Annotated in this window: 8 protein-coding genes; 3 read left to right on the top strand and 5 right to left on the bottom strand. The window is 63.2% G+C overall.

What is annotated here, in order from left to right:
- The first annotated feature begins 55 nt into the window (after positions 1-55).
- A complete protein-coding gene (locus V3587_RS27760) occupies positions 56-1,549 on the top strand; it encodes a PucR family transcriptional regulator (protein ID WP_283377507.1) in 1,494 nt (497 codons plus the stop codon).
- Positions 1,550-1,651: 102 nt separating this feature from the next.
- On the opposite strand, the gene V3587_RS27755 is transcribed toward V3587_RS27760, so the two are convergent.
- Positions 1,652-3,214, bottom strand: coding sequence for a SpoIID/LytB domain-containing protein (locus V3587_RS27755; RefSeq protein WP_054827106.1), 1,563 nt, complete (start codon positions 3,212-3,214; stop codon positions 1,652-1,654).
- Between the two features lie 331 nt (positions 3,215-3,545).
- On the opposite strand from V3587_RS27755, the gene V3587_RS27750 reads away from it, so the two are divergent.
- Positions 3,546-5,519 carry an N-acetylmuramoyl-L-alanine amidase gene (locus tag V3587_RS27750; protein ID WP_064073596.1) on the top strand — a complete coding sequence of 658 codons (1,974 nt, stop codon included), beginning with the start codon at positions 3,546-3,548 and terminating at the stop codon, positions 5,517-5,519.
- A 37-nt stretch (positions 5,520-5,556) separates the two neighbouring features.
- On the opposite strand, the gene V3587_RS27745 is transcribed toward V3587_RS27750, so the two are convergent.
- The 3 genes from V3587_RS27745 to V3587_RS27735 are packed head-to-tail and all read right to left on the bottom strand — an operon-like array spanning position 5,557 to position 7,925.
- Positions 5,557-6,378 (bottom strand): HAD family hydrolase, encoded by an 822-nt coding sequence (locus V3587_RS27745; RefSeq protein ID WP_283377511.1) that lies wholly within the window; start codon positions 6,376-6,378, stop codon positions 5,557-5,559.
- A gap of 53 nt (positions 6,379-6,431) precedes the next feature.
- Positions 6,432-7,166 carry a lysophospholipid acyltransferase family protein gene (locus V3587_RS27740; protein WP_283377508.1) on the bottom strand — a complete coding sequence of 245 codons (735 nt, stop codon included), beginning with the start codon at positions 7,164-7,166 and terminating at the stop codon, positions 6,432-6,434.
- A gap of 3 nt (positions 7,167-7,169) precedes the next feature.
- A complete protein-coding gene (locus V3587_RS27735) occupies positions 7,170-7,925 on the bottom strand; it encodes a lysophospholipid acyltransferase family protein (RefSeq protein WP_042921233.1) in 756 nt (251 codons plus the stop codon).
- Positions 7,926-8,018: 93 nt separating this feature from the next.
- Between V3587_RS27735 and V3587_RS27730 the strand changes: the two genes are divergently transcribed.
- On the top strand, positions 8,019-8,858 hold the full coding sequence (locus V3587_RS27730) for a hypothetical protein (RefSeq protein WP_042921235.1): 840 nt from the start codon (positions 8,019-8,021) through the stop codon (positions 8,856-8,858).
- Between the two features lie 10 nt (positions 8,859-8,868).
- On the opposite strand, the gene V3587_RS27725 is transcribed toward V3587_RS27730, so the two are convergent.
- The gene (locus V3587_RS27725; protein ID WP_283377509.1) at positions 8,869-12,051 is read right to left on the bottom strand and encodes a beta strand repeat-containing protein; all 3,183 of its coding nucleotides are present in this window, start codon (positions 12,049-12,051) and stop codon (positions 8,869-8,871) included.
- Positions 12,052-12,350 lie beyond the last annotated feature (299 nt).

Raw genomic sequence — 12,350 nt, 5'->3', positions numbered from 1 at the left:
CAAACGTGACCGCAGGCACTACAAAGTGGCGAGTTCGAGGTGTCAGACTGGACTCATGCCCATCACGCTCCGCCAGCTTTGTGCGACCGAACAGTTCGGCCTTCGCGTCCTGGCTGGGCACGACCAGCTCGATCGCACCCTGACCTGGGCACATGTCTCCGAAATTCCCGACCCGACGCCCTTCCTCGACGGCGGTGAACTACTACTCATCACCGGGGTGTCACTACCGACGACGGCCGCGGAAACGACCCGATTCGTACGGACCCTGGTGGCGGCCGGAATTGCCGGAATCGGTTTCGGAACCGGCCTCGGATACGAGCAGGCGCCACAGACTCTGGTGGATGCGGCCACCCGTTTCAGTGTGCCCCTTCTCGACGTCCCATTGCGAACACCTTTCATCGCCCTGACCAAAGCGGTGTCGAAGGCGCAATCCGACGACGACATGAAAGCGCTGCGCAGCAATTACCAGAGCCTGCGGCGACTGCTTCAAGCTGCGGTGACGGTCAACGGCACCCGGGCAGTCGTACGACGGGTGGCGGAATTGATCGGCGGATGGGCGGCTCTGCTGGACTCGGCCGGACATACCGTCGAGATCTCACACACCGCCGCGGCCGCCGGAATCGAGCGAACTGCCCCCGAGCGCGACGCCCGCCCGATGGAAGTCAGTTTCCTCACGAGTGAGAACGAGGACGTCATCTCCCATCCGCTGCTGACGTCGAGGGGAAAGCTGATGGGGTACCTCGTCGCCGGCTGCCCCGGCGCCGTCGGTTCACTGAATCAGGGCATCGTCATCGCAGCCGCGTCTCTGCTCACGTTGATGACGGCTCGAACCCGAGACGCACAGCTGACGATGAACCACCTTCGTACCGTTGCGATGCATCAGCTGTTCGAGGGACAGAATGCGCTCGCCCGCAACATCTCCGGGGAACTGTGGGGAGGATTTCCGGTCGAGCCTTTCCAGGTCTTCCACGTAGCGGGCCCGAGTGGCCTGCTCGAGAGCGTGTCCGTCTCACTGCTCGATGGTCTCAGCCGCGATCTGGCGTTCGGCATCACCGACGGTGCACTGATTGCCGTCGTCTCGGCTACCGACAGCGGGCGAATCCTCGCCCGTGTCAACGAAATCGACGTCACCGTCGGCGTGTCGGACATGCTGTGGTGGGACGATCTCTCGCGCGCCAGACGCCAAGCCGCGCAAGCAGCAGCCGAGGCGGGTGCCCGCAACCTGCCTTCGATGCGGTTCGCCGAACTCTCGGAGAGCGGATTGTCCGCATTTCTCGACCAGGATCGCTCGACGGCATTCGCGGCGGCACACTTGCGCCCGCTTCTGGAAGCGAAGGGCGGTAGCGATCTCTACCGGACCTTGGCCATGTGGTTGGCACACAACGGGGTGGGCGACGCCGCAGCCACAGCGCTGAATATTCATCGGCATACGTTGCGCAGCAGACTCGCTCGGATCGAGAGCCTTCTCCAGCTCGACCTCGGCTCCCCCACGGAACGTGCGGAGTTGTGGCTCGAGTACCGCCTGCTCGGCGACGCCCCGACCATCTGACCGACAACCAACGAACCCTGAACGACCTGAAGGGCCTCCGCCGGGTTACGGCAGAGACCCTTCAGAGTCGATACGTGCGAGTCGGTACCGACCGACCTTCCCCTAGCTTCCGCCCGTCGGTATCCACTCGCGGAGCACGTTGGCATCAACTACCTGCGCGCCCAAAACCTTTGTCCAGATGATGGTTCCGTTTTCGTAGACACGGAAAGTGCCTGCTTCGGAGGGCAACTGCATCTCCGGGCCGGCAGGAGCACCGAGAGAGCCGCTTTCACCGCCGAGCTCCCGATACTTCTTCTCGATCTGCGTCTCCGTAACCGTACCCGATGGATCGTCGGATGGCGAATTGGATTCCGGCACTGTCGATTCCGAATCCGGTGCCACTACCACACCCGCACCGTCACCGATGGTGAACCAGTCGGATTTCAGGCCGAGTTTCTGGCGGAACTGAATTCCGGTGGCGCCAACAGTTGCATTTGTTCCGACTACCTCGACTGCCGTCACTCGCCCGCCGTCGGTACCGAATCCGTTGCGCGAGAGAATCTTGAGCGATTGCAGCTCACCCACATCGAAGGCGTCCGCAATCTGCCCTGCGGTCAGATTCACTGTCCAGTCATGATTCGGAGAAAGGGCGTCACCGAGATCCTCGACGGCCGGGAATTCACCGCCGGAGCTGTAACCTCCTGTGGACGAGGAGAATTCGGTGGCAACGATCTTGCCGTCACGCGACAGAACGGCGCCGGCGGTGGACCGGACGGCTTCGGTGGTGCGGGGATCTTCCTTGCCCGCTCCGCCGTAGACCTGGCAGTCCTGAGTGTCGCAGGTGTCGGCGTACGAGCTGCGATGCTCGGTCGCAGCGTACGAGCGTGCTGCCACGGCTTGCGCCCGTAGCGCTTCGGCCCCACCGGAATCGGCCCATTCGGCCTTCGCTTCGACCGGCACCACGCCGAGCAGGTAGTCCTCCATGTCGAGGAGATTGACTGTCCGAGCCGAGCCGTTGTCGAGCACTACGCCGAGGGCGCCTCGATAGGGCGCGTCGTTGTTGCACAGCTTCAGGAACTGGTCGGCGGGTCGATCAGGACCGAGGTCCACCGGGTCCACCCACGGATGGTCGGTGACCGCTTCCCAGACAACCCCGCCACCACACCCGCTGGTGACCACTACCTGCGCACCGCCACCGGGCAGTGCAGTGAGATGGGCAGCCTCGCCGGGCGCGGTGCGCTGACCGTTGACCACGAGGCCGGCGTCGGAGTAGACGTCGAGCGTCGAGTTGTCCTGGGCCGTGAGCCGCACACTCATCTGGGCAGGCGGCATCGAGTCCAGGACGGTTCCCCCGTAGTAGTGACTGAGGATTCGCTCGCCGGACCAGCCGTCGTTCTTGGCGTAGCCGTAAGCGCCCCACTGGCCCATTCCACGGCCATGTCCGTTGCCGTGCCCGGAGAGCGTGAATTGCGTGTCGGCAGCGACGGCGTGCAGGATCGACGGCTCGTCAGCGCGGATTTGCGTGAAACCTCCGATCGCGACGCCGAGCGCAAGAGCCGGAACGAGACCGAGGACCGAGATCCGCATCAGCGAGGTTCGCCTCCCGGGTCCGCCCACCAGAAAGCGACCTGCGCGACCGGACACAGGCTTCTTACCTGCAGTTCCGCTTCTTCCGCTTCTCGCCATCAATGCTCTCCTCATCGCTACCGGCCTCACGAGTCCGCGAAGTCGGTACTTCGCGCGCAGGCCAGTCCACAACGATTTAACTAAAGTCTCACCCTAAGGTTGAGCGTTATGGACTTTTGTGACTAGTGTGGCAAGAGTGTTTGGAGTTAGCAACACCAGTCACACGAGTCACATCAGCATCACGAGTTGCAGACGTACGCGTCCGAAAACTGGAGTTCAACCCCAGAACATGGCATCCGACCTGCTCGGATCCGGTTTTGAAGGATTCCGTTCACGGCCGTCATCGGCCCTGAAGTTCGCTCGCAAGTAACTACAACCGAGGAGTAATCCCTTGCCACACCGTCGACCGAAGCCCTCGCTCGTACTCGGGGCTGTAGCCGCAGTGGCTGTCGCAAGTCCTTTTGCGGTCTACGGCTTCACGAGCACTACGTCCGATGTACGTTCCGCGAACGAGACGACGTCAGTAGCAGTGCCGACCCAGATCGCAGAGGTGCTCCTCGCGTCGGTGCCCGACATCATCATTCCGGTCAAGGAGCTGACCGGTCTCGATCTCCCCGACATCAACCTCGGTGATCTGAGAAACCTCAAGCTCCCGACCGAAATCCCGCTACCTCCCGGGATCACGCTGCCGACCGAGCTGTTCCCGGCACCCGCTGCTCCCGGCGCCCCGACCGAAACCGCTCCGGTTCCTTCCGAGGAAGAGCCAGGTGCCGTGGTCAAGGAAGTCACCCGCGACACTCCGTTCAGCATGGTCGCGTTGACCTCGGACACCATCGCCTCGGCGCAGTCCAAGGTCCGCGCCCTGGCCGAAGACGGCACCTGGGGCCCGTGGTTCACCCCTGACGCCATCGACTCCGCCAGCTCGGATCAGGCCACCAACGCCGGTACCGCCACCGAACCGGTCTTCGTCGGCGCCACCAAGTCCATCCAGATCCTCACGCCGCAGGGTGCCGCTGCTCCCGCAGCCGAGGTTGTGCCGGCCCCGGCTCCGGAAGCTGCCCCCGCGCCCGCTCCGGAAGCTGCCCCCGCTGAAGCACCCGCAGCCACCGGCGAACTCGGGTACACACCCGCTTCGGTGTCCAAGCCGCTTCGCCAGGTGACGACGGCAGCAGATGCCGTCACCGCCGTGTTGATCGACCCGGGTGCCAGCGAGGCAGACAGCAATCTGCAGGCCGTCGCAGCGCCGCTCGGCGGCAGCGGACCGTCCGTCATCACCCGTGCTCAGTGGGGAGCAGACGAGTCACTTCGCTGCGACTCCCCCACCTACGACGACTTCATCGGTGGCGCGACCGTTCACCACACCGCAGGTAGCAACAACTACACGAAGGCCGAATCGGCCGGCATCGTCCGCTCGATCTATGCCTACCACGCACAGACGCTCGGCTGGTGCGACGTCGGATACAACGTCCTCGTCGACAAGTACGGTCAGACCTTCGAAGGCCGCGCAGGCGGACTCGACAAGGCAGTTCAGGGTGCACATGCGGGTGGATTCAACGAGAACACCACCGGTATCGCGATGATGGGCGACTACTCCACCGTCGAGCCTTCGCAGGCGACGCTCAACGCCGTCGGCAAGTTCCTCGGTTGGAAGCTCGGCATGGCCGGACTCGATCCCAAGGGCCGAACGACGATGTACTCCGAGGGCACCGAGTTCACGCCGTACCCGCAGGGCGCAGCAGTCGATCTGCCGATCATCTTCGCCCACCGCGACGTCGGAAACACCGCGTGCCCGGGTGATGCCGCATACGCACACATGAACGACATCCGGAACATCGCGGCCGCGAACATCGGGGGAACGTTGAACCCCTCGAACCCTTCCAATCCGTCGACGCCTGCGCCCAAGCCGACCACTCCGGTCGACACGGTCACCGGTGGCACCGGTTCGTCGATCCCGGATCTGGTCACCCAGATTCTGCAGATCACCGACAATTCACCGCTCGCGCAGAAGTGGATCGCCGAAGGTGGCGAGATCGGACGCCTCGGCCAGGCACTGTCCGGAATTCTGCAGGCGAAGCTCGGCAACCAGGGTGCGCTGTTCCAGAACGGCGCTGTCTACACCTCGCCGAACGGCGGAGTGTTCACCGTGCTCGGCGAGATCTTCAAGTCGTGGCAGAGTTTCGGTTCCGACGCGGGTGAACTGGGATTGCCGATCTCGGACGAGTACTCGATCCCGGACGGCCTGCGCAGTGACTTCGAGAACGGTTCGCTGATCTTCAACCAGATCACCGGCATGGTCACGAAGGTCCTCAAGACCTACAACGAGACCTTTGCCCAGGAAATGGCCAACAGCGCGCCTGTCGGCTGACACTCGAGCAGTACACGTCCTCGGGCGCTGGTGGGTTCTACGACCACCAGCGCTCGAGGACTTTTGCGACCCCGTGTGCCGAATTGGTGTCGGTGACCTCGTCGGCTGCGGCTTTGGCTTCGGGGTGAGCGTTGCCCATGGCGACGCCGAGTCGAGCCATCCCCAGCATCGGGATGTCGTTGGGCATGTCTCCGAAGGCCACCAGACCCGACAGGTCGAAGCCGAACCTCTCCGCGGCAGCAACCAGGCCCGACGCCTTCGTGATGCCCGGCGCCGAGAGTTCGATCAGTCCGTTCTCGGTGGAGTACGTCATGTCGGCGAGCGCACCGACGTGCGGGGCGAGCGTGTCGTACATCGCCGTGCTGGTCATGCCTGGACGGCGAATCAGGAGTTTGACGGCCGGCGCCGCAAGCACTTCGTCCTCGGACATCTCGGTGTTGTCCGGGTTGAGCCAGGCATGTTCGTAGTCCGGTGAGCTGACGAATTGTGGGGTGGCGGCGTCATGTGCGCTCTCCCCTACTCGTTCCGCGGCCAAACCTGCACCCGGGAGTGCAACCAGTGCCAGCTCGGAGAGTTCGGTGAGTGCGTCGACCGACAAGGTCGCGGCGCTGAGGACGCGGTCGGCGTAGCTGTCGTAGACAACGCCTCCATTGGCGCAGACGGCGAGTGGCGCGTATCCCAAGCCCTCGACGACGGGCGAAATCCATCGCGGAGGACGCCCGGTTGCCAGCAGGAACGGCGTGCCGGATTCGACGACGGCATGCACGGCGGCGCGGGTGCGGGCACTGACCAACTCGTCGTGATCGATGAGGGTGCCGTCGACATCGGTCGCAACCAAGGTTGGGCGGTCAGGGCTGATACGACGGTCTGGGCTCACACCGCCATTGTGCCTGCCCGGTACGACGGTCTCGCTCAGCGCGCCCGCTTCGCGCGTTCCTGTGCGTCCATGGCCGCGGCTTCTTCCGGCGTCGGTGCGCCACCGCCGAGTCGACGAGGCACCCAGTACGCCCCGGGCTCGTGCACGAACCCGTCCTGAACGTGGCGCAGGATCGCATCCATCTCGATGCGCAGGATCTCGCTCAGCGCTTCGGCGGGCTCGACCGGATCGATCGGTGCACCCACCTCCACCGAGATCGGGAAATGATTGCGGCCCAGATTTTTCGGTCCGTCCTTGGTGACGATCCGCTGGGCGCCCCAGACGATCAGCGGAATTATCGGCACGCCGGCGTCGATGGCCATCCGAGCTGCTCCGGATTTCATTTCCTTGATCTCGAAGCTCCGGCTGATCGTCGCTTCCGGGTAGACGCCCACCAATTCGCCACGCTTGAGGGCGTCGACTCCGGCTCGATACGCCTGCGCTCCGGCGGAGCGGTCCACTTCGATGACGCCGCATCCACGCATGAGGAAGCCGAGGACCTTGTTGTCCGCCAGCTCAGCCTTGGCCATCACTCTGAGCTTGCGTTTCGCGGTGCCGACCGCCAGGGCCGCCGGTATGAAATCGAGGTAACTCGTGTGGTTGATCGCGATGACGGCACCGCCGGACACCGGGACGTGTTCCGTCCCGGTGCGGGTGACTTTCACGCCCTGGAAACCGCTCAGACCACGCGCGACTACCTCGACGGCGGTGTAAACGGGTTCGAAGGGCATGGGTCAGCCTTCGGACTTCCGCGCCTCGCGAGCCTTGGCTTTCGCCTCGGCCTCATCGGCATCCATCTTGTCGGCCTGCTCGAGCGTCGGCGCGCTGCCACCGAGGCGGGCCGGCACCCAGTACTCGCCGGCGGGATGGTCGTAGCTCTTCTGCAGATCGAGCAGCAACTCCTGCATCGTCGACCGCAGCTTCGCCGTCAGCTCACTCGCCGGCTCGAAAGGTGCAATCGGCTCGCCGACGGCAATGGAGATGGGAGTGTTGGTGCGGCCCAAACGCTTCGGATAACCCTTCGTCCACACGCGCTGAGCGCCCCAGATGACGACGGGAACGATCGGGACGCCCGCCTCGATCGCCATCCGGGCGGCGCCGGACTTGAATTCCTTGATCTCGAAGCTCCGACTGATCGTGGCTTCGGGGTACACGCCCACCAATTCGCCGCGCTTCAGGAAATCTACGGCCGCCTTGTAGGAGTCGGCGCCCGCGCCGCGGTCGACCGGGATGTGCTTGAGGGCCCGCATGATCGGTCCGGAGATCTTGTTGTCGAAGACCTCTTTCTTGGCCATGAACCGGATGTAGCGCTTCGGGGTCCGTGCCGGCAGTCCCGCATACGTGAAGTCCATGTACCCGGTGTGGTTGATCGCGATCACGGCGCCACCGGACGCCGGGATGTTCTGCTCTCCCTTGACGGAGAACTTCAGGCCCTCGAAAGCGAAGACGGTACGGGCGATGCCGATGACTGTTCTGTAAACGGGATCCACAGTTCGCTAGCGTAGACGGGAATCCGTGATCTGACCCGCAGCAGTTCTGGGGTGGATGTTGGTCAGAATGTCGCAAAAGGGGCGTACGAACGAATGAAGTCGGCAGGACGAGCGGCAGTGGGGGCAGTCGCACTCGCCATGACGTTGGCGATAACCGCATGTGAGGACGACGGACGGACGGGAATCCTGACGGACGAACCGTCTCCGCCGACGACTGAAACCACGACGACAACCACTCTCGCACCCACGACGACAATTGCGCCCGCTGCGCCGGTCGCGCCACCTCCGGTTGGTGACGTGCCCGGCAATCCGGCTGCTGCGCCGGCCTTGGCAGCTTGGGCAACGGACCTGGTGTCCTTGGACGTGGACGCGCTCACGAACGCATGCTGGACGATGCCGCCCACAACGATCGCCGACCGATACTCGGATGTTCCCGCCATCTTGACGGCCATCGCCGCACCAGGCGTCGACGGCCAGTACGCGGTCACCTGGAGCGGCGGCGGACTCTCCGTCGCCGCCAAGCGCTCGGAGATCGCTTCCGGCTATGCGTGCCCGTTCGTCTTCCCTGCGGGGCAATCAAACTTCTACACCGCGGCCGACGCTTCCCACGCCGTCGTCAGGTTTCTCTCACGCGCCACGGGACGGCCGGTCAATACCCGCGACGTCGAGACGTTCTATCCACTGATCTGCCCCGGCAACAGCCCGTGGGATCCGGACGGCACCGGCGCAACCGGCCAGCCGCCTCTCAAGCTCGATCCGAATCAGCTGGCCGGTATCAAGTCTTTCGACGCCGACGCTGCAACAGTCACTCCGGTTCGCGGCGACTACGTCCGTGTCACCCTGCCCGTCAGCGACGGAACCGGTAACTCGCGCTCGATGCAGTTCACCCTGTCGATCGGCCCCGAGGGATATTGCCTCGGGGCCGCGACCTGAACTGCTTCGGTCAGGAACCGAACGGAAGGAAATCGCTCGAGCCAGCGCTTCCTGAACCGAGGCTGCCCGTGCCACCGCCGGTTGCAGCCTTGATCTGAATTGCGTGGGCCGTCGAGGTGGATCCTGTGAATCCGGTTGCCCCGCTGTAGATTGCCGAGATCGAATGCGTGCCGGTTGTGGTGAAGGTGTGGTTCAGCGCCGCGATCCCGTTGACCACTGCAACAGCGTCACCGATCGGAGTATCCCCATCCATGAACTGCACCGTTCCACCGTTCTGCACCGAACTGACAGTCGCCGACAGCGTCACCGACTTGTTCACCACAGCATCGGCAGGCGCCGTCACCACAGTCTCCGTGGTGACATCCGAAGGCGCAGGGTCCGTTACATTCACCGTCCGCGCCTGGGCCGAGGATCCGACTACACCGGCTCCTCCCGAATAGACCGCAGTGATGCTGTGCGCACCCGCAGAGGTAAACGAATGCGTCAGGCCCGCAGCGCCGGCCGTAACCGCTTCAGGACCGCCGATCGCGACGCCACCGTCGTAGAACTGCACGGTTCCGACGCCGACAGCATCATCCGACGACGTTCGGACGGTTGCCCACAAGTCGGTCGCCACACCAGTTTTGGCGTCGGTCGGAATATTCAGTTCGACGACGGATTCCTGGTCGGCAACACTGACCTGAACTGACTTCGCACTCGCAACCGAGTTTTTGAATCCGGCACCAGCGGTGAAATTCGCGGTAATGCTCTGCGCGCCAGCGGCATCGAAGGAATGCGAGAGGGTCGCGGTACCACCGGACACCGTCACCGGTGCACCGATTGCCGTGCCGTTCGACTTGAACTGCACCGAACCCACCGCATTGTTCGGAGCAACCGTCGCGGTGAGATCAACCGCCGTACCCGTAACCGCCGTCGCGGGAACCGAGAGCGACGTCGTCGTCTCGACATCCACCGGAGCCGGATCAGAGACCGTCACCGTGCGAGCCGACGCCGACGAACTCACAAACCCTGCACCGGCAGTGAAGTCAGCCGTAACACTTTGTGCACCAGCAGTATCGAATGCATGCGACAGCGTCGCGACACCCGCGGAGACTGTCACCGGCGAGCCGATCGCAGTGCCATTCGACTTGAACTGCACCGAACCCACAGCGTTGTTCGGAGCAACAGTCGCGGTCAGATCAACAACCGTACCCGTGACGGCAGTCGCCGGAACCGAGAGTGAGGTCATGGTCTGGACATCCACCGGAGCCGGATCAGACACCGTCACCGTCTGAGCAGGCGCCGACGAACTCACAAAGCCAGCACCGGCGGTGAAGTCAGCCGTAACACTCTGAGCACCAGCAGTATCGAACGTATGGCTCAATGTCGCAACACCCGACGCAACTGCAACCGGTGAACCGATTGAAGTGCCGTTCGACTTGAACTGCACCGTGCCGACAGCGTTGTTCGGAGCGACGGTAGCGGTCAGATCTACGGCCGTACCCGTGACCGCCGTCGCGGGAACCGAGAGTGACGTCGTGGTCACCACATCCACCGGAGCCGGATCCGACACCGTCACCGTCTGAGCCGACGCCGACGAGCTCACAAAGCCAGCACCGGCGGTGAAGTCAGCCGTAACACTTTGTGCACCAGCAGTATCGAATGCATGCGACAGCATCGCGACACCTGACGCAACTGCAACCGGTGAACCGATCGCAGTGCCGTTCGACTTGAACTGCACCGAACCCACCGCATTGTTCGGAGCCACCGTCGCCGTCAGATCAACAGCAGTACCCGTAACCGCCGTAGCCGGAACTTGAAGCGTTGTAGTCGTACTCAGCGATGAGCTCGAGATCTCGATGGTCTGAGCTTGCGCGGTCGAACCACCAAAACCTGCAGTACCTGAGTAGACCGCAGTGATCGAGTGCGATCCCGTCGTGGTGAACGTGTGATCCAGGGTCGCCGCTCCGCCAGTCACCGCGATGGGTCCGCCGATGTCGATGCCACCGTCCTTGAACTGGACCGTTCCGCCGTTAGCTGCCGGTGAGATGTTTGCGGTCAGCGCGACCGAGGTCTGCTCGACGGCACTACTCGGGACTGTCAACGACGCAGTCGTCTGTACATCGGCAGCGGCCACGCTCACTGTGCGTGCTGGTGACGTGGATGTCAGAAACTCGAGAACACCGTCGTATACAGCGGTGATGGAGTGATCTCCCGCTGCGGTGAATGTATGTGGCAGTGTGGCAACGCCATTGACGACGGCCACCGGGGCGCCAATGTCAGTTCCGCCATCCTTGAACTGAACGGTGCCGCCTGTCGGTGCCGGGGAGACCTGCGCAACCAAATCGGTCGACTGACCGACCGTTGCAGCCGCGCCGGATGTCACTGCAGTCGCGGTCCCCGCCTGCGAGACGACGTTGACGGTGGCCAATGCCTGACCACCCGCATTCAACCCACCACCACTCGAATCGCGCGGAGAGCAGTTGTAGCGCTCCCAGTACCCCGGCCAAAGGGTCTCGTACTGCAAGAACGTGAACGCATTCTTCGGCGAATTGAACGCACCCGAATCACCATCTGTGGCACGCAACTTCGGCTGCACCGTACTACCCGCGGCACCGGCAACCACCGTCACGTCGATCGCGGGCAACCGGAAGGTCTTCCCTGCCCCTACCTCGATTCCACCGTCACTGTTCTTGCTCGTGCTCGGGCCGTTACCGCCCTTGTTGTTCGAGTCAGCAGTCTGATTGTTCCCCGAAATACGCAGATGCGTACCCGCGCCATCCGGCGAACCGCCGTCGTTGATCCGAATCACCGACGGAGTCACACCGGACAAATTCGACGAAGTACCTGCCACGACCTGAGCATCCACCAACGACACCCCTGCAGGTATATCGAAGTCGTACTTGAGCCGCGTCCACTTACCGACACTGCGGCCTGCATGCCCACCCGTCGGCACCGACATCACGTTCGGCTGAACCCGATAGGTGAACGTCGACCCCGCCACCACCTTCTCCGGCGCAGACACCGTCACACCCGTCGAATGAAACACATCCGCGATATCAACAGCCAGATGTTCATAACCATCGCAACCCAGCTTGAACCCGATCGAGTTCTCCACCGCGGGAGATGACGTCGGAGCTGCCGAAGCAACGCCACCTGCCACCAGCACGCCACCGACCAACGCCGCCACCACGACCGCGGAACTTCTTCTCACCAACACGAACTCTCCTCAGCTAGCAACAGACGTGGATCGGGAACCGCACGGAAGGAGATCACTCGAACAGAGCGGAAATCGGAATGGAGCTGGACGCTCGTACAGTACCCGTCAAAAGTAGTACTTGTATCAGTTATTTCAGACAAATATTCACGAATTGCCAATAGTTCAGCTAACGACCAATCCGCGATTCCCGAAGAGCAATGCCCCCTTGCACCTATGGGGCGGCTTCTAGTGGTCGTCGCAACACCCCACTGTGGGAGTTGCGACGACCGTGGCATGTACATCTCAAGAAATCG

It is taken from the genome of Rhodococcus sp. IEGM 1306, from assembly GCF_036541985.1.
GTDB classification, from domain to species: Bacteria; Actinomycetota; Actinomycetes; order Mycobacteriales; family Mycobacteriaceae; genus Rhodococcus_F; species Rhodococcus_F qingshengii.
The sequence above is the reverse complement of the archived record's forward strand: the minus strand, read 5'-3'. Positions and strand labels throughout refer to the sequence as shown.

What these genes read in the sequence shown, in the direction of transcription:
- V3587_RS27730 (WP_042921235.1), top strand. Translation starts at nt 8,019, where the DNA reads ATGAAGTCGGCAGGACGAGCGGCAGTGGGGGCAGTCGCACTCGCCATG.
- V3587_RS27760 (WP_283377507.1), top strand. Translation starts at nt 56, where the DNA reads ATGCCCATCACGCTCCGCCAGCTTTGTGCGACCGAACAGTTCGGCCTT.
- V3587_RS27755 (WP_054827106.1), bottom strand. Translation starts at nt 3,214, where the DNA reads ATGGCGAGAAGCGGAAGAAGCGGAACTGCAGGTAAGAAGCCTGTGTCC.
- V3587_RS27740 (WP_283377508.1), bottom strand. Translation starts at nt 7,166, where the DNA reads ATGCCCTTCGAACCCGTTTACACCGCCGTCGAGGTAGTCGCGCGTGGT.